Genomic DNA, 24,316 nt, shown 5'->3' with positions numbered 1-24,316 from the left:
CTAATGAAATATATCAGTACCCGTGGTCAGACAGCGCCGATGGATTTTAGTGATGTGCTATTAATGGGTCTTGCGCCAGACGGTGGTTTGATGTTGCCTGAGCATTATCCGAATATTGATAGTGCCACGCTTACTGAGTGGCGTGCGCTGAGCTATCCACAGCTTGCGATGGCGATTATGCAGCGCTTTGCGACCGATATTCCTGCGGCTGATCTGCAGGATATTATTGAGCGCACTTACACCGCTGATATATTTGGCTCTGATGAGATTGTTCCTGTCCGCAAGCTTGAAGATGATTTATACATTTTAGGCTTGTCGAACGGTCCGACATTGGCATTTAAAGATGTTGCTATGCAGTTCTTAGGCAATGCCTTTGAATATGTACTGAAGAAGAAAGACGCGCGCATCACCATTATCGGTGCAACCAGTGGCGATACAGGCAGTGCAGCAGAATATGCGCTACGCGGCAAAGAGAATATCGAAGTCTTTATGCTGTCACCGCACGGCAAAATGAGCGAATTTCAGCGCGCACAAATGTATAGCCTGACTGATAAAAACATCCATAATATTGCCATCGACGGCATGTTCGATGATTGCCAAGATATTGTCAAAGCGCTACAACAAGATGCTGATTTCAAAGCGGCTTATAACTTAGGCACAGTTAACTCGATTAACTGGGGTCGTATCTTAGCGCAGATTGTTTATTACTTTAAAGCTTACTTTGCCGTGACTTCAAGTAACGACGAAAAGGTTAGTTTTAGTGTGCCATCAGGCAACTTTGGTAATATTTGTGCTGGTCATATTGCACGTGAAATGGGGCTGCCAGTTAATCGTCTAATCGTCGCGACTAATGAGAACGATGTACTGAACGACTTCTTTAATCAAGGTGCTTATCAGCCACGTCCGACTGCCAAAACCTATATTACTTCAAGTCCTTCAATGGATATCTCTAAAGCTTCTAACTTTGAGCGTTTTGTTTATTTGTTATTAGATAAAGACAGCGCCCGCGTCCATGAATTATTTGAAGGTGTGAAATCTGGTCAAGGTTTTGATTTGCCTGATTTGATGGAGGCGGTCAACACTCGCTACGGTTTTGCAGCAGGTAAGTCGACCCACAATGACCGTTTACAAACCATTAAAGCGCTTTATGAGCAGCATGGAGAGTTGGTTGATCCGCACACCGCTGATGGTATCAAAGTTGCTAAAGAGTTACAGCGCGAAGGTGAAGTGATTGTTTGTGCCGAAACAGCACTACCGGTTAAGTTTGCCGATACGATTGTTGAAGCAATAGGTCAAATAGATATTGCTCGTCCAGCCCATACCGAAGGTTTAGAGAGCTTACCGCAACATGTGGTGGTGCTTGATAATGAGGCTGAGTTGGTTGCTGAGCAAATCCGTCAACAGGTCACGCCAAATCCTGCCTAGTCGATTTTATTTTTAGTTAATTGTTAAGATGAATATCCAGTCTAAGGTTACGCTATTGTAAAAAAGTGTTTATCATTGTGTTATGGTAGATATAATTGTAATATTAGAAAACGCGTCAGTAGGTCATCGGTTTACCAGACGCTTTTTTAGCAATCATACCTGTCACTCATATCAGTCACTAACACTGAATAGCTGCTCTATAGACGTTATGATAAGGTGCTATAAGTCTTTATTTTTCCTTAATTCTTTATTGTTATTTTTAAATAAAGGTAAAATAAGCCAACTTAAGTAGCCTTGATTATGGCGCTAACAGCGTTACATATTGTGGATATAACCATGAAGATGAGCTTAAAAAATATCGTAAAAGCGCTATTGGTGACAACCTTTAGTGGTGCAATGCTGATGAGCACCGCCCACGCTAATAATCCGCCGCCGACCATTAAAGCGGATGCGCCCAATCGCTATATTGTCAAAAAAGGCGATACTTTGTGGGATATCTCAGGACGTTATCTGGATAGTCCATGGCGCTGGAAAGAGATTTGGGCGACCAATAAGCAAATCAAAAACCCTCATCTTATTTATCCTAATGACGTTTTGATTTTATGCGTCATACAAGGTAAAACTCTGATCGGCGTTGATACGGGCGAGGGTTGTGCAGGGATTGAAAAACAGTTAACAGGCAATGTGGTGACTACGACAGTCGCTGTTACCTCTGCTGTCAATAGCATTCCACCGATTCCTTGGTCTGCCATTCAGCATTGGCTTGATAAGACACTGATTGTCAATCCGCAAGATTTTAATACCACGCCTTATATTCTAGCCTCTAAAAAAGGCAATTTAATTACGGCTAGTGGTGACAAGGTTTATGCCAAAGGCGTGCCACTGCTTGTAGGTCAACGTTATGGTATCTACCGTGAAGGCGAGATGTATATCGAGCCAAAAACGCAAAAAGTCATTGGTTTAGAAGTCACACAAGTGGCAACGGGATTGGTTACGTCTACGGCAACCAATGGCGTGACGAGCTTGCAGCTTATCGACAGTTACGGTAAAGAAGTTCGTGAAGGCGATCGAGTATTTGTTGAATTAGACAATGCTATCCCACCAGTCTTTTATCCGACGCCTGCAACCGTTAATCGCGGTGGTATGATTGTTCGTGTGATGGATTCTATAAGCTCAGCTGCCAAAGGTAGTGTGGTGGCAATTAACTTGGGTCGCATACATGGTGCGAAGCCGGGTGATGTGTTGACTGTTTATCAAAAAGGCGCAGTCATACGTGATATCAAGGACAATGATACACCGGTACGTTTGCCGAGTGAGCCAAGCGGTATGGTGATGGTGTTCAATAGTTTTGACAATATCAGTTATGCTTATGTGCTTGAGTCTGAGCTGCCACTGAGCATTGGTGATCAGCTGTTGCCACCTCCTTATTTATAACCCTGCCTCAAGTTTTAGCGAGCAGATCTTAAATAAGCCTATAAGAGTCATACGATGATGACGGTAGCCACTTTTACTTTATCAGATGAGCAGCGTGCAATACTGGCGCTTTGGTTTGAGCTAAACGCGTCATTATCGTCTTATCATAAACTTATCCATACCTATGGCAGTGCGCAGCTTGCATGGCAAGCTGGCGTAGAGTCGTGGCGTCAATTAGGGATTCATCATAGCCATTTAACTCGTCATGAACATCCAGAGAAAACGCGCGCAAGCATCGATACCATTCAACAAGCATTGATAGAAGAGAAGTACGGTCTATTATTTGCCGACCAACCTAATTATCCTGCTCAATTGTTAGAAATCTACGATCCGCCGCCGCTGTTATTTTATCGAGGTAATAGTGAATTGTTGCGTTGGGCGCAAATCGCTATTGTTGGCAGTCGCAAGCCGACGGCACACGCGCAAAAAATTACCTTTGATATGGCACAGTATCTTGCACAAGCAGGCTACGTCATTACCAGTGGACTTGCCATTGGTGTGGATAAACGTGCCCATCTTGGCGCATTGGCACAGACCGATGCAGCGTGCCAAGGTCGCACAGTCGGCGTTATGGGGACGGGTATTGATATTAATTATCCCAATCATCACGATCATCTGTTTAGCCAAATTATTGAGCAAGGTGGTTGCATCATCAGTGAACTATTACCGCATACGCTACCACATAAGCATACTTTTCCACGTCGCAACCGCTTGGTTGCAGGGTTGAGCCTTGCGACCATCGTCACTGAGGCAACCATTAAAAGTGGCTCGCTTATTACTGCGCGCCTCACATCCGAGCAAGGCAAGCAAGTTTTTGCAATTCCAAGTCATATAGACAATAGTAATGCTGAAGGGTGCCATCATCTAATACGTGAGGGTGCGACCTTGGTTTATCATCCTCAGCAAGTATTGGATGATATCAGTGTGCAATTGCCAAGCCAGTCTCAGCAGCATCAACTTGATCATAATTCAAAAGCACAAAGTCTTGATAAGTCAGTATTTAAGCAGTCTGCTACCATTAAAAAAACAATAAAACCTCAGGAAGTGAAGCCAGCGCCTAGTATTACTGTACCTGAGCATCTAACCACCTTGTTTGAAAAGTTGGACTGGCATGGTCAAGATTTGGATGCACTTATCCTTGTGACTGAGCTTGTGCCCGCACAATTGATTGGGCAGTTGATGGAGCTAGAGCTATTGGGCGCAGTGACGATCCAAGGTGGACGCTATTTACGTATTTAATGATACTAATATTTTTAAATATACTTGCAGCACTGCATTTTTTGTAAAATAAATTCACGCTATCTCTTTTCATTCTCTTTGTTCTAAAGGCATTATTTATGTCCTTATCTATACCCCTTATTACTGACTCTACTATTCAAGCGGCTACTTGGCTTAAAAAGGGGCAGCTACTTGCTTATCCAACCGAAAGTGTGTGGGGCATTGGTTGTGACCCATTCAATAAGCAAGCAGTCATGCGGCTACTTGATATCAAGCAGCGCCCAATAGAGAAGGGGATGATTGTGGTCACTGATAGTCCCAGCCGCATTACGGCTCTGCTAGAAGGTTTGAGTATTGACCAACGTCAAAGGGTGCTTGATAGCTGGCAAACTGATTCGAAAGACGCTACTGTTAAACAAGCGCATACTTGGCTACTACCTATTCCAAAAAATCTGCCGATTACTATTCCATCGTGGATTACGGGTACTCATGATAGTGTTGCCGTGCGTGTTATTGGTCATCCATTGGTCAAGCAACTGTGTGCGCAAATGGTGTCAGTTAGCAATCCTTACGGTTTTGTCGTCTCAACAAGCTGCAACCCATCAGGAAAGCCACCTGCTCTGTCACTCATCGAAGCACAGAGTTATTTCTTAGGTGACAATGTAAACTCAAATGAGTACGTTGGTTATCTTAAAGGGGAAACACTAGGCTATCAATTGCCAAGCCAAATAGGCGATGCATTGACAGGACAAGTTATTCGATAGTTTAATATTTAATAGCCAAAATTTCGTATAACTATCTCTGCTTCTCATTACTTAGCCCTAACGTCTACACTTGTCCCCTTGTTTTCATAGTGTGCTTTTTGTCACACTGATGAGAATATAATCAATAATAAGGATAATAAGTGATGAATATTCTAATCAGTGGTGGTTCGGGATTTTTGGGTAGTACTTTTAGCCAAGAGCTCTTGAAGCGCTATCAAGAGATGGGAAAAGAGTTACAGATTACTTGGTTGACCCGTGATAGTAATCAAGCACATCCTAGTGATATCACAATGATGACCTATGATGAACTTGCAAAGTCAGATGCATACTTTGATGTGATTTTAAATCTAGCGGGTGCAGGTATTGCTGATGCGCGCTGGAGTGACGATCGTAAAGAGCAATTGCTAGCCAGTCGAATGAAGCCGACAAAAGATATACTGGCATTTGTTGCCCGCAGTCATGTAAAGCCAAAATTGCTTGTTAGTGGTTCCGCGATTGGTTGGTATGGCAATCAAGGCGTTAAACCCTTGACCGAGAGCAGTGGTTTTCAGACAGATTTTGCCCATCAGTTATGCGATGACTGGGAGCAACTGGCGTTACAAGCAACTGAGTTTGGTGTGCCAGTGACGCTTGTACGTACGGGTGTGGTCATCCATCCTACAGGCGGTATGCTTAGCAAGCTTTTAACCCCTTTTAAAATGGGTATTGGTGGGCAGTTAGGTAATGGCCAACAAATCATGAGTTGGATCAGCCGTGATGATTGGGTAGCGGCAGTAACATTTATTATAGAGCAGCAGCTTGATGATAGTGCTTTTCAGGTTAATGAGAATACGCTCCATCCAGCAAGCAATAACGACATGAAAATTTATAATCTAACCGCGCCAAATCCTGTCACTAATCATACTTTTACCAAAACATTGGGCGCTTGGCTACATCGTCCGACCTTTTTTACTTTGCCGGCGTTTTTACTTAAGCTGATATTTGGTGAAATGTCGACCCTGCTTATTGATGGACAGAAGGTGCTGCCGAAAGCCTTGCTTGATGGTGGGTTTGAGTTTAAACATCAAACGTTTAAAGAAGCCTTGGAACAACAAGCAGTAAAATAGTACTCATCAAATCTGGCATAATAAATCTATAGTAAGCGCTATAGCTATTTCATAGACTAAAAAAGCGGATTGTTTCATGTGAAACAATCCGCTTTTTTGGTTTTTATAAAGGGATAAGCACATAAATAGTGTCAGGTTTCAATAAACAAAAACTCTGTCTTCAACAGGTAAGAATATTGACGTACTATACGTGCGTCTTTGGCTGGTTAAATTTTGTTATGTGGCTTTTTATAATAGGTACGCAACTACTGGTGTTTATGACGAGTATGATATTTTGGTGGTTAATCAAACCAAAATCTCGCTTTAGTCGTATAAGTTTAGTCCTCAGTATTTTTGTGATTAATAATACTTTTCTTATCTACGGGCTGAGTGAGTTTTGGCGAGAGCGCTTTCATGTCTATCTGGCCGCCAGTATTTTGCAAGGCTTTATGTTGTATGCTGGTTTGGTCACCGCTATTATTTATACTCAGGTTTTTAAACGGAAGCTCAATAACGTATCCATTCGCGCGTTTGCAGTCGCTGTTTATACGGGGATTATAAGCTTGGCAGTGTTTAATGCCTACTCTCCAGTCATTCATCATTTGACGGTAAAAACGGACAAAAACTTAGTCAAACCGATGAGAATAGCCTTAGTTTCTGATACCCATTTGGGTAGATGGTTTGGTAATCAGCAGATAGATAAAATGGTTGCGCTAATAGATGGGCAAAATCCTGATGTGGTGCTTATCGCTGGTGACGTCATGAACGACTCTACTGATGCTTATGATAAAACCAATATGCATGAGCATTTATCAAAATTAAGAGCGCCACTTGGTGTCTATGCAACTTTGGGTAATCATGATTACTCTGGTAATGAGATTGCGATTGCCGAAACGATTGAGCGTGCCGGCATACAGGTGATTGATAATAAAAGCGTATGGTTGGATGATGCTGTATTGCTGGTTGGGCGTTCAGATGCGACAGACCCTAAGCGTCCTGCGGCAGCAGATTTGATGGGTGACATTCAAACTGATAAACCAGTGCTGTTTTTGGAGCATAGTCCTGAGGCTTTAGCAGAAATAAAGGATTTGCCAGTTGATTTACATTTATCAGGGCATACCCATGGCGGTCAAATATTTCCTTTAACCGTTTTACTAAAATGGTTTACGCCTTTGGTTTATGGCTTTAAAGCAGTAAATGGTAGCCGGTTTTTGGTCACTTCAGGCTATGGTATGGGGGCGGTGCCATTTAGGCTAGGGACGCGCTCTGAGATTTGGTTGATTACTTTACAACCAACCTAATGCGCTTCAATATATTGTGATTAAATGAATTTAGCTCAGAATAAAAACACAGTGCTTAAACCCCACTCAAGGATTTGCTCATGCGTTACGCCTTTATTCTCACCATTATTGTGCTGCTAGAGCTTTTTAGCACGGGTGCAGCGCTCAGCTTGCAGTGGTGGCTGCAGCCTTGGATAGATTCGACAACTACATCGATTGCGGTATGGATAGGGGTGTTTTTAATCACTCATGTTTTATTATTACTAAGCGTTACCAAGCTATTTTCTAATAGTTATCGCTGGATGAGTGGTTGGATGTTGGTGATGCATTTCATGATGCTGACTGCGGTAGCGACTGGTATATTGTATGGAGGGTCTTGGCTTTTAATTCCTTTACTTGATAGTACGCTTGACCATTCAGAGATAATTGCTGCTGGATTACGCATTTTTGCGCTGTTGTTTTTTATAGGGCTGTTTGCATATGCTTTATATAGCGCTTATATACCCGTTGTGCGTGAGCTGTCGATTCATATTCATAAAAATTTAAACAATCCATTGCGTATCGCGGTCGCTAGTGATTTACATTTAGGTCGGTTATTTGGTAATAAAGCTATTGAGCGGCTGCATACCATGCTAAGCAAGTATCAAGCAGATATCTTATTGATGCCAGGCGATATCATGGATGACAATACACAGGCATTTAACACTTATAATATGAAAGATAGCTTGGCAAAACTTGTCGCCAGTTTGCCATATGGTGTCTATGCGACGTTGGGTAATCATGATTTATATGGTCATGAGCAGCCCATCAGTAACTCTTTACGCGCGGCGGGCGTGCAGTTGTTAAATGATGAAGCAACACACTTCATCCATCAAGGAGAAGTGGTATGGCTTATGGGACGCTTTGATAATCACAAGCGTCAGCGTGTCGCAACGACTGAGCTGCTCGCACAAGTCAATAGCGCTGAGCCCGTGGTTCTTTTAGATCACAGACCCAGTGCTATCATCGAACACAGTCAGCTAGCAATAGATTTGCAAGTATCAGGACATACCCATAACGGTCAAATATTCCCTGCTAATTTTATCGTCAGCGCGATTAACCGTTTAGGTTATGGCTATGAAGCCATTGGCAAAGGACATTTTGTGGTGTCCTCGGGCTATGGATTTTGGGGGATACCGTTTCGACTAGGCTCCCGATCAGAGATTTGGATAGTCAATCTTATAGGGACCAATATAGGTACTCAAATTTAAAATCAATAAGCACTCAAATATTAAAATTCTAATTAAGCGCTCAATAGCGCCCTTGTTTTTATGATTTCACGCACAAAATTAGCAAACCCTGTGATGATATGCTGAGTTTCTTGCCCTAATCTTTGATGAACGCTCATAAAGTGAATAAATCCATGCGGTGCGCCAAGTACCGTATGGGTTTGTACGGCTATACCAAAACTCTTTAGCTGATTGGCATAAGCAAACGCTTCATCACGTAAGACATCTAATTCTGCTGCAACGACATAACTTGGACAAACCTGTCGATTGTCCCCAAGCATCGGTGAAGTCAGGATATGCTGACGCGGTAACGGACTATTTTCTAAACAAGCGGCATCAAAAATGGCAACGTCAGCATGGTCGAGTAATAGACCTTCACCATATAGTTCCCAGCTTGGATAATCGGTCTCAATATCGGTCACAGGATACAAGGGCATCTGTGCCATAGGATGTGGTAAACCTTGTAATATATCAAAGGTCTTTTGACCTTCATCACCTAGATCCAACCAAGCCTCTTTATTTGGCGTGATGATTTGCTGAGCCATCAAAGTAGATAATCCACCACCTGCGCTATCACCTGCTAATACAATGCGTGATGGCAAAGCACCAAATTCTTCACAATGTTCAGCCAACCAAGCATAGGCACTGATACAGTCTCTTACGGCAGCAGGGGCAGGGTGTTCAGGTGCTAAGCGATAATCAACACTAACGACCGGCCAACCCGTCTGCTCACAAATAGCATGACAAAATTCATGATGGGTATTAAGGTCACCAATACAAAATCCACCACCATGAAAAAACAATAGCACGGTCTCATCAGGATTACTGGTTTGCTCTTTTTTAAAGCCAAAACCATTATCAGAGGTCTCATTTTGATAGCAGCGAATGGTCATATCACCGTCGTCGGCATTGGCAATCGTTCTATCTTGCCAACTGATAGCGCTATCGCCTTTTTTATGAAACTGTTTCAAATTGCTAAGCAGGTTGTCAGAAGCTTGTTGCCATACTTTTGGTGCTTGCATAGCGACCGCATCTGTTGCAAAGCGTTTACGCAGCTCAGACATCTCTATCAGCTGCAAAGGCGTTTTTAGCTTGCTATTGACCGCAAGTATTAAGCGCAGATGGGCATCAACATGCAAATATTGCTTTGAAGTAGGTCCATCTAAACACTTTATCAAACTCTCAAGAATCGGCGTAGGTAAGCAGCCAAAGCTTTTTATGGCATAGTGCAGTAGATGTGGCTGATAGTTGGTCATCAGATGGTGCTCGAGTATCTTTTCTTTAATAGATAAGCCTTTATCCTCGCGACTATCTTGCAAAGCACTCTCTTCTATATCTATTATTTCAGCTGATACATTGATATCAGGGTTTTTGGAGTTCTTATCTTGTCCAAATGACATAAGATTTAGGGTCTTCACCGCTTTATTGAGTAAGGTGTTGACTGATAGTACTGTTGAATTAGACATAACACCTCTTATAAATCATGGTGAGTGCTTATTAATGATAAGTACTCACTGTTAGTATTTTGCTAACATTTGGCAAATGTGTAATGACTGTTATGCAGTCAATTTTGATTATAGCAATCATAAAATAATCAAAAATTAAGTTGGGTATTCTTTGGTAATAGTTTGGGTACAAAGCGTAAAGGATTGGGAATAAATGACGACTTTTTGTACCTTTTGTTGGCTTAACTACATATTTATGGTTAATAAAGATCAGCAATGTGTATGCAAAATTGATAGATATCCGGCTGTTTTTTCTTTATTTGCATAGTGTTTTTTATTGGTGAGAAAAATTCCTTGCATTGGGCTTGAAATTTGCCTGCACAACCTTTATCAAGCAGCTATTGAAAGGTGATTACATATAGTTATACAAAGAACCAGTAATAAAGGTTAAGTAGGCAGTATAAGCCTATGAATTATGAGTAAATGCATTAGTAATAACCACAAAGTGGCGAGCGCTGTGCCAATTTTTTGTGTGCTACATTGCATCATTATTACGACACTATTAAATAATGACACTATTAAATAATGACACTATTGAATTATGACGCTATTAAATTATGACACTATCAAGGAGTTATCATGAGCGAGCAAAATAACAACCACGAATCGATCGATCAAAATGTTTCACATGACAATGTTTCACATGATAATGTGGTACACGATGAGAGTATCTTAGAAGAGACTTTAAAAGAATTTGACCCACAAAATAATGCTGGTGAAGAAAATGTCATCGAAAATGATATTGATCTTGATACTTTTAAAGCCCGTATCGCTGAGCTAGAAGGCGAAGTTAAACAAGCTAAAGAAAGTACCGCTCGTGCCAATGCCGAAACTTACAATGCGCAAAAGCGTATGGAGCAAGAGGCAGATAAGAGCAAACGTTTTGCACTACAGAAATTTGCCAAAGAGCTTTTGGAAGTGGTGGATAACTTGGAGCGTGCGATTGAAAACGTCAATGCAGACGATCCTGTTACTGAAGGCGTGAGACTGACACATAAAGCATTGCTAGATGTGCTGAACAAAAATGGCGTCGAAGTGGTCGAGCCACAAGGCGAAAAATTCAACGCTGATTTTCATGAAGCGGTCGGTATCGACGCTGATGCGCCAGCCGATACTGTTGGTACAGTCTTGCAAAAAGGCTATAGTTTAAATGGACGTCTATTACGTCCGGCGATGGTACGTGTCGGTCAGTAGTAAGTAGGACAGGCGCTAAAGCGGTAGTATGCTAAGCATATAACGTCGCCAATGTAGTCCTAGATGCTTATAGAGTATATAGGCAAAAGATATTCAGTCTTTAACTGTGCTAAACCTTATTATTAGTGAGGGTTTTCACAAAAAATCACACAAAAGGCATTATTTGCATGGTTATCGACTTGAAAAAATACATAAGCAAACCGATATAAAGCAACAAGTGACCGACTACGATCTAGTGATCGACGGTCTGATGAAATAAAATTTTATTTAAAAATAAATTAGGAGCAATTCATTATGGGTAAAGTCATTGGTATTGATTTAGGTACAACCAACTCATGTGTCGCAGTAATGGAAGGTGATAAAGTTAAAATCATCGAAAATGCTGAAGGTACTCGTACCACCCCATCGATTGTCGCTTATAAAGATGACGAGATCCTTGTTGGTCAGTCAGCCAAGCGTCAAGCGGTTACCAACCCAAACAACACGCTTTTTGCTATCAAGCGTTTGATTGGTCGTCGTTTTGATGACAAAGTCGTGCAAAAAGACATTGGTATGGTGCCTTACAAAATCGCCAAAGCCGATAACGGTGATGCATGGGTTGAAATCAACGGCAAAAAACTAGCACCACCACAGGTTTCTGCGGAAATCTTGAAAAAAATGAAAAAAACAGCCGAAGATTATCTTGGTGAAGCCGTTACTGAAGCAGTCGTTACTGTACCTGCTTACTTTAATGATTCACAGCGCCAAGCAACTAAAGATGCCGGTAAAATCGCCGGTCTTGATGTAAAACGTATCATCAACGAACCAACTGCTGCTGCTCTTGCTTATGGCATGGACAAAAAGCAAGGCGATAGCACTGTTGCAGTTTATGACTTAGGTGGTGGTACCTTTGACGTATCAATCATCGAAATCGCTGATGTTGATGGTGAGCAGCAGTTTGAAGTATTAGCGACCAATGGTGACACTTTCCTTGGTGGTGAAGATTTTGACTCAGCATTGATTGACTTCTTAGTCGCTGAATTCAAAAAAGACCAAGACGTCAACCTAAAAGGTGACTCTCTTGCGATGCAGCGTCTCAAAGAAGCGGCAGAAAAAGCAAAAATTGAGCTATCAAGTGCCCAAAGTACTGAAGTAAACTTGCCGTATATCACTGCTGATAGCAGTGGTCCTAAGCATTTGGTTGTGACTATCAGTCGCTCAAAACTTGAGAGCTTAACTGAAGAATTGGTACAACGTACCATGGGTCCTTGTAAGATTGCCCTTGAAGATGCAGGTATAAAAATCGGCGATATTGACGACGTCATCTTGGTTGGTGGTCAGACTCGTATGCCTTTGGTACAGCAAAAAGTGCAAGAATTCTTCGGTCAAGAGCCACGTAAAGACGTGAACCCTGATGAAGCAGTAGCAGCCGGTGCAGCTATTCAAGGTGCGGTATTGTCTGGTGAAAAAACCGACGTATTGCTACTTGATGTGACACCATTGACGCTTGGTATCGAAACCATGGGTGGCATCTTGACGCCAATCATTGAGAAAAATACCATGATTCCGACTAAGAAATCACAGGTATTCTCAACGGCTGAAGACAACCAGCCAGCAGTTAGCATTCAGGTTTATCAAGGCGAGCGTAAAATTGCGAACCAAAATAAACAGCTTGGTCGTTTTGACTTAACTGATATTCCACCAGCACCACGTGGTTTGCCACAAATCGAAGTAAGCTTTGACATCAATGCTGACGGTATCATGAATATCTCAGCGACGGATAAAGGCACTGGTAAAGCTCAAAGTATCCAAATCAAAGCGGATTCTGGTTTATCGGACGAAGAAGTTGAACAAATGATTCGTGATGCTGAAGCCAATGCTGCTGAAGATGAGAAATTCGCAAATCTTGCGCAAGTGCGTAATGAAGCGGATGGTCGTATCCATGCAGTACAAAAAGCGCTAAAAGATGCGGCTGATAAAGTATCTGACGATGAAAAATCATCAGTAGAAGCGGCTATCTCTGAGCTTGAAGCAGCGGCGAAAGAAGATGACCATGAAGAGATCAAAGCCAAGCTTGAAGCATTAGACAATGCCTTCTTACCAGTTAGCCAGAAGATTTATGCTGATGCAGGCGCTAGCGCCGAAGGTATGGATCCAAACCAGTTCCAACAAGGTGCGGATAATGCTGGCGAGAGCAACCAAGCAGACGACGATGTGGTCGATGCTGAGTTCACTGAAGTAGAAGACGACAAAAAATAATTATACTGCTAATAAGTAGTTAAATAAAAAACGCATCCTTCGGGGTGCGTTTTTTTATTTCATTAATAAGATTGCAATTCACATGTCACGCTTTAAAAGCGCTTATCATCAGTACATCATAAGTCAAATTCACATGAGGTTGACCATCTTTATTTAATTCAGAAAACTGTTGCCAGTAATCTTGCTCAAATTGTTTTAGACGGGACTTGGTCCATGTAAATGGCTGACCACTACTTGACTGATCTTGCGTTCGATTAGTCGAAACCCCTGTCAGCTTCATATGTTTAAGAACAGCGTAGGGATTGGCAAAAGGTACATCAAAGCGCTGAGTTAATAGTTTGATATTCTCAAAACCTGCGACTTCTAATGCTGATTGCCACTCACTGATAGCTGGATAATGTAACCCTTGACCCGTTAGTTGCTTAATTTGCAAAAAGTTATCTGGCGTAAAAGTATTAAAGACTAATTGCCCTCCTGCTCGCAAACGCTGGGCAGATTGTTTTACAAAGCTCAATGGGTTATCAAACCACTGTACCGCATTTGCACTGACTATTAGGCTGTGCTCTATCAAACTAGGGTTTATTGAATTAGAGCCTTTGGATAATTCTATGGTCTCAGCATCGCCAATCATTATGTTGGCTGTTGGTACTATCGATTGCAATATCGCTGCCCTTTCAGAACATAGATCATTGATAAACCAGTGCTGACTTTGAACGTTCTCTGCCAACAACCGTGTCATCTGGCCTGTGCCTGCACCGATTTCAAATACGCTATCTTGCTTAGTACGAGCGATAAGGGCAAGGAGATGCTGACAGATTTGCGCTTGAATATGGGCATGCTGGTCATAATCGCTAGCAGTGGCAAAGTGACGCGCGATGGTTTGTTTTCTTGTGCTGAGAATGTCAGGTATAGCAGGAGGTTTCATGTTGTTTGTTGCATCCAAATAATTCGCTTAACGCTAAAAGAAAGTAGTTACTAAAAAATAATCGCATTATAAATGCGCTATCAGCCGCTGACACTCCTCATGGCTAAGCGCTGCATTCATCACTAAGCGAATACGAGCAGTATTGGCAGGAACAGTAGGCGGTCTGACAGGTAAGGCATAAAATCCTGCTGCTTGTAGCTGCTTTGCTTTTTTGACAGTGAGCGCATTATCGCCTAGTATATAAGGCACGATAGGGGAGGCATAGCCTGCATCTTGATGAATTAACGACACGCGATATCGTTCGGGAATAGCGTCACTAAGCGTGGCGGATAGCCGTGCCAAATGAAGGCGCTGCTCCGTTAAGTTTGGCATTTTTGCTAAAATAAAACGTGTCCATGCGTGATTAATGGGTGGTAATGCGGTGCTAAAAATGAGGGGGCGCATCTGATTAATTAGCCAGTGTTTGACGACACCATCACACATGATATAAGCGCCAATAGAGGCAAAAGCTTTACCAAAAGTTCCCACCAGATAATCAATATCAGCCAGTGTTTGGGTTTCTTCTGCCAATCCTAAACCTGAATCACCTAAGATACCGATAGCATGGGCTTCATCGATATACAGCTCAATACGAGCATCTTTTGCTTTTAGTTGTACCAATTGCGCCAAGTCAGCGCGGTCACCATCCATACTAAAAATACTCTCCGTGACAATAATAATGCGCTCAACACTTGAATCTGCTTGCTCAATAAATTTGGCTAAATGCTCATAGTCGTTGTGACGGTAACGACGATAGCTAACCAGCTTACTTTGGCTGAGGCGTATGCCATCAATAATACTAGCATGCACCAGTTTATCTGCCAAAATGAGCGTTTTGATTGGCAATGTCGTCAGTGCAGGCAAAATACCTATATTGGCATGGTAGCCGCTGTTGAATACCAGTACCGATTTTGATGGGGATAGGTTTTTCTTGTCTACAGCGTTTTGATACCATTCTTGTAGTTCAGACTCCAATGCTTGCAGATGTTCATCGTTACCTGTCAAGAGCCTAGAGGAGGTGGCACTCATCCTAGGCATACTATCGACTGGAAATTGATTGAGTTGATTAAGGAAATCGCTCTGGAGTTGCTTATTACTGCCCAAGCCAAGATAATCGTTGCTAGCGATATTGAGTAATCGCTTGCCTTCGATAATCACATATTGCTCGTGGTGTTGTAAGTTAGGTATCTGACGGTATTGATTCGCTGCTTTTAGCGCGTTGAGCGACTCTTGCAGACGATTGATAATAAGAGCAGTCATTGATGTCCCTTTTTTTATTTAGTCGCTTTTATTTGATCGTTTTTACTTATTAAAATGAGTTTCTTAGTAAATCGTCTCAAGAATAAGTAGGGATTATTGCACAAACTGAGTGGTTGTAACAAAAGATTTCATATATCGGCCTTTGTAACTTGAACACTGATAAACACTTGCAAAACTTAACTTTCTTACCATTAAACACTGACAGAGTTTCTGACATGGTTTGTTACTATGTATACATCGTTAGCAAACAAGGCGATATGACTAAAAAGTCCACATAAATAAATAACTTGTTTGTCCACAGTGATTTTAAGGAGATACACATGAAAACTCTACAGAAAACTCTAATTGCATTAGCAGCCGGTTCATTACTAAGCATGGGTGCACAAGCTGCCGTTTCTTATGGCAACGGCTACACTGGTCAACCATACGTTGGTGCTAAAGTCGGTCAATTTGATTTAGACGTTGATGGCGCTGATGATCCAACCGCATATGGCGTATACGCAGGCTATAATTTCGATCCTAACTTTGGTATGGAAGCTGAATTTGTAGGCTCAGATGACGCAGATTACAGAGGCGGTGACATCGACGCAAAAACTTACGGCGCTTATGGTACCTACCGTTATGCTTTCCCAAATACTGGTTTATATGCTAAAGGTAAGCTAGGTGTTGCAAGAACTGAAATAGAAGCGACTGGTACTTCTCCAGCAGGTTTTTATAACGGTTCAAACAAAGATACTAGCTTAGCTGGTGGTGTAGGTCTTGGCTACTCAGTGAACCCTAACTTCAGTGTTGAAGCTGAATATGACAAGCTAGGTAGTGACGCAGATCTTATGACTGTTGGTGCACAGCTAAAGTTCTAATTTCTTGATACTTAATCTCTTTATATTAAAGTATTAATAAGAACGCCCAAAATAAAAAACGATCGCTTCGGCGGTCGTTTTTTTTTGCTTTTTTTAAGCACAATATAACTAGTCTTAGTTTAAGGCAAATATGGATGTGCTTTAATACTAAGAAAGTTGATAGGATTAAGACATTGTTTTTATAGCGCTTTTAAAACGTCCTTGGAGGAGGAAATGTGCTACATTGAAAGCTAGGATAACAAAGATAGGGAATAAAGCAATGATGGAGACTCTTTGGATGATTGAACCTTGGCATTGGCTGGTATTAGGCTTTTCGCTGCTGATTGTCGAGATGTTTGTGCCAACCTTTGCCAGTCTTTGGTTTGGTGCTGCTGCTATCATAGTGGCTGCGCTTGCATGGCTTCTGCCTGTTTCGGTATCCGTACAAATCATTATCTGGTTACTCCTCTCCGCTATCTTTTTGCTGGCATGGTTTAAGTTTATCAAACCTTTATCGGTTGATCGTACTAAAGCAGGACTTGGCGGCAGTGTGATCGTTGGTGAAACAGGTATGATTATTGCGCAGCCGCAGCCAGATAGGGCGGGCATGGTGCGTTTTAATGTGCCTATTGTGGGTGCCACTGAATGGATGTGCCGTACTCGAGGTGAGCAAGTGGCAGTCGGTGATCGAGTAGTGGTAACAGATATCGTTGGTAACGAGCTGATTGTGAGTAGCATGACATCGAAGGCAGCTGTGAACCAAAATATGCGCGTATAATAATAAGGATAAATTATGGAAAGCTTTAGCATTGTTATGGTGGTTTTGGTTGCACTGGTAGTCTTTACCGTGTTTAAAGGTGTGCGAATCGTACCACAAGGGTATAAATGGGTGGTACAGCGCTTAGGGAAATATAGCCAAACGTTAGAGCCAGGTCTAAACCTTATTATCCCTTATGTCGATGATGTTTCTTACAAAGTCACGACCAAAGACATCGTCCTTGATATTCCGTCACAAGAAGTGATTACCCGCGATAACGTAGTGATTATCGCTAATGCTGTGGCTTACATTAATATTATTCGCCCTGATAAAGCGGTCTATGGCATCGAAGATTATGAGTATGGTATTCGTAATCTGGTACAAACGTCTTTACGTTCAATCATCGGTGAGATGGATCTTGATAGTGCCTTATCTAGCCGTGATGAAATAAAAATGAAGCTAAAGCATGCCATCTCAGAAGATATTGCAGATTGGGGTATCACGTTAAAGACAGTAGAGATTCAAGATATTAATCCGTCGCAAACCATGCAGGCATCAATGGAAGAACAGGCAGCGGCAGAGCGTCTACGCCGAGCGACAGTGACCCGTGCTGATGGTCAAAAGCAAGCGGCTATCTTAGAAGCAGATGGGCGTTTAGAGGCCTCACGCCGTGACGCTGAGGCGCAGGTGGTACTGGCGAAAGGCTCAGAGGAGTCTATCCGTCTAATCACTGCGGCAATGGGCACTGAAGAGATGCCGATTGTCTACTTACTTGGCGAGCAGTATATTAAAGCGATTCGTCAGCTGGCTGAGTCTGATAACTCAAAAATGGTGGTATTACCCGCTGACATTCTAAGTACCGTAAAAGGCATGGTCGGTGATAAGCTTAAGGTTTAAGCAGCTGTGCTTTGACCACATGCTATAAGCACAACGTATAAAAAAAGCCAGTGAGTATGCTAAGCACTGGTTATTTTTTTGCCTTTAATTTATCTATCATTTTTTATGAAATACCGTTTTTGAATACTAAGAATATTGAGATAAGGAAAATGATAATGACTGAGCAGAAGCTAAATATAGAAATAATCTCAATTGTGGATTTTCCGCAAGGCAGTCCATTACCTTATAGCGTGCTTGACGCAACGCATACTAATGCTGCCTATCCTGAGAAAAATTTAGAAATACGCGGTGGTGGTTATGGTTCAGATGCGGCGGCACATCCAAGCAATGCTAATCAATTCTATGTACTTACCGATCGAGGTCCCAATGCCGACTTTGATGGTATTGCTGGTAAAGGTAAGCAGTTTTTAGTGCCCAATTATACGCCGTCTATTGGATTGTTTGAGTTACAAGCTGATGGCAAAATCATCAAGGTAAAAGAGATATTGCTTAAAGATAGCAATGGCAATCCTATCTCTGGACTACCGAATCCAAAAGCCTTTGGCGGTACCAATGAAGTACCTTATGATATTAATGGTCAACCGATGACGGTGAATCCAGATTTGCCGTTTGATGAAGTGACCAACCCTATCAGAAGTGATATCAATGGTTTAGACCCTGAAGGACTTGCGGCACTCATAGATGGCAGTTTTTGGGTCAGCGATGAATATGGTCCACATCTCGTCCACTATGACGCGAATGGGGTGGAAATTGCCCGTATCAATCCTTTTGCGCATGACGAACGCAATAATGTGATTATTAACGGTAAGCAGGTGTTATTACCGGCAGAGTTTACCAAGCGCCGCGCCAATCGTGGTATGGAAGCATTAACCATTACGCCTGACCAGACTACGCTTGTAGGTATCATGGAGTCTTCTATGGACAATCCTGACAAATCGGGTCGTGGCTCTAGTTTGGTTCGTATCGTCACTATTAACTTAGTTTCAGGGAAAATAGAGCAATATTTATATCGTCTTGACGCAGCAGAGCATGTAGCGTCAGGGATAGTCGCTATCAATGAACATGAATTTTATCTCATTGAACATGACCGCAAGTTTCCATTACAAGATAAATCGGCAAAAAAACTCATTTATAAAGTCGATATCTCTCAGGCAACAGATATCGAAACCATTATCAGTGCTGATAATCCACATATCATCCAACAAGATCATACTTTCGGTTTGACTATTGACGGTCAAACGCTCGAGCAATTGATAGCAGAAAACGAAGTAAGCTGGCAACTACTCGAAAAGCTAGCTATCAAGCCTGTTAAAAAAACTTTGGTCGTCGATGTGCTTGCTACGCTAAATTATCCGCATGATAAGCTTGAAGGATTATGGTTACGGCAAGACGGCTCGTTAGGTTTGCTCAATGATGATGATTTTGCGATGACAGATACAGAGATAGTGGATGCAAAAAGCACGATTGAACAAAAATACCTAGATAAAGAAAAAACCATAGAGGATGCCAATCGATTATATCTTGTGATGCCTACTGCATAAAGACGGTCTCTAATAATAAGACATTAAATTTATCACTAACCAAAAAAAGACCTCAATCGAGGTCTTTTTTATTATTTATATTTTAGAGGCCAATGATTTAAATAACTTTTGAGAAGCGGTCTTTATGTTTTTTATCCAGATATTCATCGAATACCATGGCTACATTACGACCCAATAAGCGACCTCTTGGTAACACGCGAATGCCAGCAGCATCCATATCAATCAAGCGGTCTTCTTGCATTTCACCAAGCTGTTGAATCTCATGAATAAAGTAGGTAATAGCATCGATGCCAAATTTCTGATTGATGTCTCTAAAATCCATATAATCGTGACACAGTAAATTCATAATCACGTATTCGCGTAAGCGATCTTTGATAGAGGTTTTAATCACGTTGACCGCCGGCATGATGGTAGGATTATTACGTGCTGCATCGATAGTGTCTTTATATACCTGCAAATCGGTGTGATTTTGTAGGATATAACTGCTGTTGGCATTGGCAATTTGACTGATTGAAGACACGCCAAAGCCCAGTAAATCACAATCGCCCATGATGGTATAGCCCTGAAAATTACGATGCAACTTGCCTTCACGCTGGGCGATGGCCAGCTCATCATCAGGTTTGGCAAAATGGTCAATACCAATATATTGATAACCGGCTTCAGTTAAGGTATTGATGGTATTACCGAGCATTGTGAGCTTATCAGATGGAGTAGGTAAATCGTCCTCTTTGATTTGACGCTGCGCCTTAAAGCGTTCAGGCAAATGAGCATAATTAAATACCGACAAGCGATCTGGTGACATCTCGATAATACGGCGTATGGTTTTATCAAAGGTTTCAGGCGTTTGATGTGGTAAGCCATAAATCAAATCGACATTGATAGAATGAAAGCCTAATTCGCGCGCCTCATTTAATACATTTTCAATAAGCTCTGCTGAATGTACACGATTAACGGCAATTTGTACGGTCTCGTCTAAATCCTGTACGCCTAAGCTGACGCGATTAAAACCTAAATTACGCAATATTTTTAAGGTCTCGCTACTGAGCTCGCGCGGGTCAATTTCGATAGAGTAATCACCTTGATCTTCTGGTAAAAACTCAAACTGGGTCTGCAAAAACTCCCACAGTTGTATCAACTCATTGTCTTGTAAAAAGGTTGGTGTACCACCACCGAAATGTAGCTGTTTAACCAGTGGTTTTTTACCGTCTTCTGGTGGCGTTAATAAGCTACGTTTGTGTTTAACTTCAGCAATTAGATGCTCTAAATAATTGCCTGCATCGCTATTCTTTTTGGTGATGATTTTATTGCAAGCACAGTAATAGCAAAGATGGCGACAAAACGGGATATGGAAATAAAGCGATAACGGCGCATGGACTTCGCGCGCTTGCAGAATTTTTGTCTCAAGCCCTTCTGGTATCGATGAAAACTCTAAAGCAGTTGGGTAAGAGGTATAGCGTGGTCCCGAACGATTATACTTATTAATAATATCTTGATCGAATGCTGGCAGCTGTTTGCTGGTGATGCTGCCACGAGTACTGGCATATGGATTGTCCGGTTGCATAACAGGACGCACTGTAGTGGGCTGCTCGCTCGCATTGATGGCGTGTTCAGGTGTGCTATTGATATCAAGTTGTTCTGACATGCGAGATTCCTCGTTTGACTGTATCGATCGCTATTTTGAATAAGACATTTATGGCTTTGCTAATAGCTGTATTTCTTAAGAAAGTGAATAAAAAACGATTGAAATAAGTAATGACTAGTATAACAAATCACAGCTTATAGTGGCATGGACAGCGAGGTTAGTTATACAGCGACGTTAACCATATAGCTATAAAGTTGTATAGCTAGGTGATAAAAAAAAGACTCTAGGATTGTCCTAAAGTCTTTTCTATTACTATCAAATATTACGCTAATTTTATTCTCTTAATTGAATCTTATTGCCAATGGCTTGCTTAGATATTTCACCAGCGCTAAAAGGCAGACGAATCCAGTCTTTAGCAGAATAACGACGGGTCTGATCACGATGGAAAGGACGAGTCGTATCACCAGCTTGCGAGAAGGCTAACAGCGCTTCAACGACAGGGCCTTTACTATCAAACGTTACTGATTGCATATAAGTTGGACCATTGGTCACTGGACCATAAGTGCCATCGCTGTTTTGACTTGAGCTTGCGACGTTGAAGACGCCTTCAGGACCAAAGCCACCATGCATAGGAATTTTCTCACCGTTTTTGCTTGCATCAATAACGAATTGCAAGCTGCCTAATGGGGCATCAAGCGCGATATTTTTACTGTTAAAGTAAGCAATTGAGTCACCTAATGCTCTACGCGTGTTCTCATTAATGATTAGATCACGTGGTGTATTCACTGGATCGGTTTCGTTAAAAGGAGTTCTGAATCCTGCATTAGTAAGTCCACTAACACGAAGGTTGGTCCAAAATTTTCTAAAGATATGAGCGCCTTTGCTATCAAGATTATTACGACGATCCCAAGTAGCTAAGACATTACATGCTTGAGTAGCATCGATAGTACTACCGCCAGTCAGAGGTAATATAGGAAGTTGCTTACAATTAGCTATTACATCATTGAGTACCAGTTCAGCCGCATAACTACGATTACCATAGACAACTTCTTCCATATTTTTTATGTTAAAAGTAGTACCACCTAAACCATCTTTATTATCTAATCGATCCAAGATTTGCGTAAACGCCATGCGAGTCCGCAATGACAATGGAGTGGCTTCAGGAGTTGATACTCCAGCGAAAGACACTAAATTACGTTGTAGTAGTGGTGAGAATCCAGTTAATGGTTGTTTTGCATTACTGAGCCAATAACTGTCGTTAGAATTAAGGGCATAATCATCACGTATTATGAATGGTAAGTTTGAACCACCAAAAATCCCCGCTTGCGGAGAGTCAGCATCATTACCCCATTCACAGGCAGCAGTACTACCATTAAGTGCAGGTAAGTCTGAGGCAATCAGCAGAGGAAGAGCAGCTCCAGCGTTAGCACTACAGGCTGCTAGCTTTTCTCTAGTGACATTAGGTACGGTTGAAATATCAGCATAAAGCGCTTTACCGTTACGATCAGTAGCAATGGTATTGACAAACCCTAGGCCTAGAATGTTTTGCATTCTATCGACGAGATCCTCAACGCTAGTGGCCATATTCATACTGCGCCACTGATTAAGTGCTCTTGGGTTTTCAGAGGCAGCATCACGGATAGTATAAACGACGTTATTAGCATCACCCCATGCTGGTAAATTAGGATTAAGTAGTTTAGCGTTTAAGATTGGTCCATATTGTGAAACATATATGTTTCGAGTCATTGTTTGATTGTTTGGCATCTTAATAGTGACTGGAACCGTTTCAATATCACGTTGTTCAACCATGCCTGCGCTGTTGACATAGTTGTATTTAAAAGGATTACCCTTGACTAGACTAAGCTGATAAAGCGTAAAGCGCTTAGCAGTCGATACCGTATGGCTCCAAGCCACGTCTTTATTAAAGCCGATATTGATAAAAGGTTGCCCTTGCTGAGCTGAACCCATCACGTCAAGCTCATCTGGTATTGTGGTATGAAACTCATAAAAACGCTGTACGCCTTCCCATGGTTCATGCGGATTGCCATACATCACGCCACTATCAGTACCTGTTACTTCACTACCAAAGGCATAAGCGTTACTACCGCCATCTAATACATTAATAGTCGTCATATCGAATTTTTCAACCGACTCTGCTGTAGGTTCAGGGCTACTCATTCTAGAGCTACCCATGACGATACCTGACACTGGGGGAGCTGTGTCTACGATTTGTCTGACGAAGTTAGAGAGTCCGCCACGTAAGTTGGCTTTGCCATAAACCGTCAACAAATCATCTAGCGTGATCTCACGTACCCATTCGGCATTGGCACAAGCAGGATCAATGTTAGCCACACCTGTATCACGTAGATAACGGCTAAAGCCTGCAGCATAGCCTGTGACCGCATCGATAGTTTCAGGGTCTTGCGCTGCTAAAAATTCAGCACGCCTGGCGGGGGTGTTATACCAGGTGTAAAAAACGTCGCTTCCTTCGTTACCTTGAGCACCTAAATAAAGCAGGCTTTCACCTCTAGCAACGACAACTTCACGCGCTAGCGAACAAAAATTATCTTCGGCAAAGGCATAACCTACACCGTAGCCCAAGCCTTTATAGTCTTTAGCGGTGATATGCGGGATACCAAACTCAGTGCGCTGGATATCTACTGCATAGGTGTCATTAGTATTTCCATTGCTACTAAGATTGTCACTATCCGAACAACCAGACAATCCCAACGAAACTGCCGCCGTTAATAGCGTAAGTGTGTACACACGCCGATTAAGCATTTTGATGCTCATAAGCTTACCCATCCATGGTTAATTGGTATTATTTAAAGCTGTAACAGAAAATCATTCAACATGCTTTAAACGATCAATAAATTCCTTTTATTGCTCATGCTTTTTTATTGTTTAGGTTTATTAACCGTCAGGCTTTTCAGTGGTTAATCGTGATGTCAGTTAAAACATCAAAATGTACTTAAAACCTATAGAAATTTGATGAATAAGATAAACAAAAAGCATTTCTCAATCAT

The 24,316-nt window shown here is 41.9% G+C and carries 18 protein-coding genes; 13 read left to right on the top strand and 5 right to left on the bottom strand.

What is annotated here, in order from left to right:
* The first annotated feature begins 3 nt into the window (after positions 1-3).
* From thrC to M0221_RS12420, 7 genes are all read left to right on the top strand, one after another.
* Positions 4-1,425: a threonine synthase gene (gene thrC, locus M0221_RS12450; protein WP_483283961.1), complete on the top strand. Its 1,422-nt coding sequence runs from the start codon at positions 4-6 to the stop codon at positions 1,423-1,425.
* Between the two features lie 336 nt (positions 1,426-1,761).
* On the top strand, positions 1,762-2,859 hold the full coding sequence (locus M0221_RS12445; protein WP_226939318.1) for a LysM peptidoglycan-binding domain-containing protein: 1,098 nt from the start codon (positions 1,762-1,764) through the stop codon (positions 2,857-2,859).
* Between the two features lie 54 nt (positions 2,860-2,913).
* Complete coding sequence (dprA, locus tag M0221_RS12440) at positions 2,914-4,137, top strand: DNA-processing protein DprA (RefSeq protein ID WP_483283960.1); 1,224 nt, start codon at positions 2,914-2,916, stop codon at positions 4,135-4,137.
* A 98-nt stretch (positions 4,138-4,235) separates the two neighbouring features.
* Positions 4,236-4,880, top strand: a complete 645-nt coding sequence (locus M0221_RS12435; RefSeq protein ID WP_483283959.1) for an L-threonylcarbamoyladenylate synthase — start codon at positions 4,236-4,238, stop codon at positions 4,878-4,880.
* A 143-nt stretch (positions 4,881-5,023) separates the two neighbouring features.
* A complete protein-coding gene (locus tag M0221_RS12430; protein ID WP_483283958.1) occupies positions 5,024-5,986 on the top strand; it encodes a TIGR01777 family oxidoreductase in 963 nt (320 codons plus the stop codon).
* A 335-nt stretch (positions 5,987-6,321) separates the two neighbouring features.
* A complete protein-coding gene (locus M0221_RS12425; protein ID WP_483283957.1) occupies positions 6,322-7,266 on the top strand; it encodes a metallophosphoesterase in 945 nt (314 codons plus the stop codon).
* 80 nt (positions 7,267-7,346) lie between these two features.
* Positions 7,347-8,495 (top strand): metallophosphoesterase, encoded by a 1,149-nt coding sequence (locus M0221_RS12420; RefSeq protein ID WP_483283956.1) that lies wholly within the window; start codon positions 7,347-7,349, stop codon positions 8,493-8,495.
* 32 nt (positions 8,496-8,527) lie between these two features.
* Here M0221_RS12420 and M0221_RS12415 read toward each other — a convergent pair whose 3' ends face one another.
* Entirely contained in the window at positions 8,528-9,979 is a 1,452-nt protein-coding gene (locus M0221_RS12415) for an alpha/beta hydrolase (RefSeq protein ID WP_483283955.1), read from the bottom strand.
* Between the two features lie 618 nt (positions 9,980-10,597).
* On the opposite strand from M0221_RS12415, the gene grpE reads away from it, so the two are divergent.
* Positions 10,598-11,212, top strand: a complete 615-nt coding sequence (gene grpE, locus M0221_RS12410; RefSeq protein ID WP_483283954.1) for a nucleotide exchange factor GrpE — start codon at positions 10,598-10,600, stop codon at positions 11,210-11,212.
* Positions 11,213-11,506: 294 nt separating this feature from the next.
* Entirely contained in the window at positions 11,507-13,450 is a 1,944-nt protein-coding gene (dnaK, locus tag M0221_RS12405; protein WP_011514754.1) for a molecular chaperone DnaK, read from the top strand.
* Between the two features lie 85 nt (positions 13,451-13,535).
* Here dnaK and M0221_RS12400 read toward each other — a convergent pair whose 3' ends face one another.
* Both M0221_RS12400 and M0221_RS12395 read right to left on the bottom strand, forming a co-directional pair.
* Positions 13,536-14,375 carry a methyltransferase domain-containing protein gene (locus tag M0221_RS12400; RefSeq protein ID WP_483283953.1) on the bottom strand — a complete coding sequence of 280 codons (840 nt, stop codon included), beginning with the start codon at positions 14,373-14,375 and terminating at the stop codon, positions 13,536-13,538.
* A gap of 66 nt (positions 14,376-14,441) precedes the next feature.
* Positions 14,442-15,674: an 8-amino-7-oxononanoate synthase gene (locus M0221_RS12395; protein ID WP_483283952.1), complete on the bottom strand. Its 1,233-nt coding sequence runs from the start codon at positions 15,672-15,674 to the stop codon at positions 14,442-14,444.
* Between the two features lie 320 nt (positions 15,675-15,994).
* On the opposite strand from M0221_RS12395, the gene M0221_RS12390 reads away from it, so the two are divergent.
* The 4 genes from M0221_RS12390 to M0221_RS12375 all read left to right on the top strand — a co-directional run bounded on the left by M0221_RS12390 (position 15,995) and on the right by M0221_RS12375 (position 19,708).
* A complete protein-coding gene (locus tag M0221_RS12390; protein ID WP_011514751.1) occupies positions 15,995-16,534 on the top strand; it encodes a porin family protein in 540 nt (179 codons plus the stop codon).
* 259 nt (positions 16,535-16,793) lie between these two features.
* A complete protein-coding gene (locus tag M0221_RS12385; protein ID WP_011514750.1) occupies positions 16,794-17,291 on the top strand; it encodes an NfeD family protein in 498 nt (165 codons plus the stop codon).
* Between the two features lie 15 nt (positions 17,292-17,306).
* Positions 17,307-18,167 carry an SPFH domain-containing protein gene (locus M0221_RS12380; RefSeq protein WP_011514749.1) on the top strand — a complete coding sequence of 287 codons (861 nt, stop codon included), beginning with the start codon at positions 17,307-17,309 and terminating at the stop codon, positions 18,165-18,167.
* A 155-nt stretch (positions 18,168-18,322) separates the two neighbouring features.
* Entirely contained in the window at positions 18,323-19,708 is a 1,386-nt protein-coding gene (locus tag M0221_RS12375; protein ID WP_483283951.1) for an esterase-like activity of phytase family protein, read from the top strand.
* A 97-nt stretch (positions 19,709-19,805) separates the two neighbouring features.
* Here the strand turns inward: M0221_RS12375 and hemN are convergent, their stop codons facing one another.
* Positions 19,806-21,269, bottom strand: coding sequence for an oxygen-independent coproporphyrinogen III oxidase (gene hemN / locus M0221_RS12370; RefSeq protein WP_483284790.1), 1,464 nt, complete (start codon positions 21,267-21,269; stop codon positions 19,806-19,808).
* Between the two features lie 354 nt (positions 21,270-21,623).
* The gene (locus M0221_RS12365; protein WP_483283950.1) at positions 21,624-24,083 is read right to left on the bottom strand and encodes a penicillin acylase family protein; all 2,460 of its coding nucleotides are present in this window, start codon (positions 24,081-24,083) and stop codon (positions 21,624-21,626) included.
* Between the last annotated feature and the right edge of the window lie 233 nt (positions 24,084-24,316).

It is taken from the genome of Psychrobacter sp. ANT206 (assembly GCF_056880555.1).
The sequence above is the reverse complement of the archived record's forward strand: the minus strand, read 5'-3'. Positions and strand labels throughout refer to the sequence as shown.

What these genes read in the sequence shown, in the direction of transcription:
- M0221_RS12400 (WP_483283953.1), bottom strand. Translation starts at nt 14,375, where the DNA reads ATGAAACCTCCTGCTATACCTGACATTCTCAGCACAAGAAAACAAACC.
- M0221_RS12435 (WP_483283959.1), top strand. Translation starts at nt 4,236, where the DNA reads ATGTCCTTATCTATACCCCTTATTACTGACTCTACTATTCAAGCGGCT.
- M0221_RS12380 (WP_011514749.1), top strand. Translation starts at nt 17,307, where the DNA reads ATGGAAAGCTTTAGCATTGTTATGGTGGTTTTGGTTGCACTGGTAGTC.
- M0221_RS12415 (WP_483283955.1), bottom strand. Translation starts at nt 9,979, where the DNA reads ATGTCTAATTCAACAGTACTATCAGTCAACACCTTACTCAATAAAGCG.
- dprA (WP_483283960.1), top strand. Translation starts at nt 2,914, where the DNA reads ATGATGACGGTAGCCACTTTTACTTTATCAGATGAGCAGCGTGCAATA.
- dnaK (WP_011514754.1), top strand. Translation starts at nt 11,507, where the DNA reads ATGGGTAAAGTCATTGGTATTGATTTAGGTACAACCAACTCATGTGTC.
- M0221_RS12430 (WP_483283958.1), top strand. Translation starts at nt 5,024, where the DNA reads ATGAATATTCTAATCAGTGGTGGTTCGGGATTTTTGGGTAGTACTTTT.
- thrC (WP_483283961.1), top strand. Translation starts at nt 4, where the DNA reads ATGAAATATATCAGTACCCGTGGTCAGACAGCGCCGATGGATTTTAGT.
- grpE (WP_483283954.1), top strand. Translation starts at nt 10,598, where the DNA reads ATGAGCGAGCAAAATAACAACCACGAATCGATCGATCAAAATGTTTCA.
- M0221_RS12420 (WP_483283956.1), top strand. Translation starts at nt 7,347, where the DNA reads ATGCGTTACGCCTTTATTCTCACCATTATTGTGCTGCTAGAGCTTTTT.
- M0221_RS12385 (WP_011514750.1), top strand. Translation starts at nt 16,794, where the DNA reads ATGATGGAGACTCTTTGGATGATTGAACCTTGGCATTGGCTGGTATTA.
- M0221_RS12390 (WP_011514751.1), top strand. Translation starts at nt 15,995, where the DNA reads ATGAAAACTCTACAGAAAACTCTAATTGCATTAGCAGCCGGTTCATTA.
- M0221_RS12365 (WP_483283950.1), bottom strand. Translation starts at nt 24,083, where the DNA reads ATGAGCATCAAAATGCTTAATCGGCGTGTGTACACACTTACGCTATTA.
- M0221_RS12375 (WP_483283951.1), top strand. Translation starts at nt 18,323, where the DNA reads ATGACTGAGCAGAAGCTAAATATAGAAATAATCTCAATTGTGGATTTT.
- hemN (WP_483284790.1), bottom strand. Translation starts at nt 21,269, where the DNA reads ATGCAACCGGACAATCCATATGCCAGTACTCGTGGCAGCATCACCAGC.
- M0221_RS12445 (WP_226939318.1), top strand. Translation starts at nt 1,762, where the DNA reads ATGAAGATGAGCTTAAAAAATATCGTAAAAGCGCTATTGGTGACAACC.
- M0221_RS12395 (WP_483283952.1), bottom strand. Translation starts at nt 15,674, where the DNA reads ATGACTGCTCTTATTATCAATCGTCTGCAAGAGTCGCTCAACGCGCTA.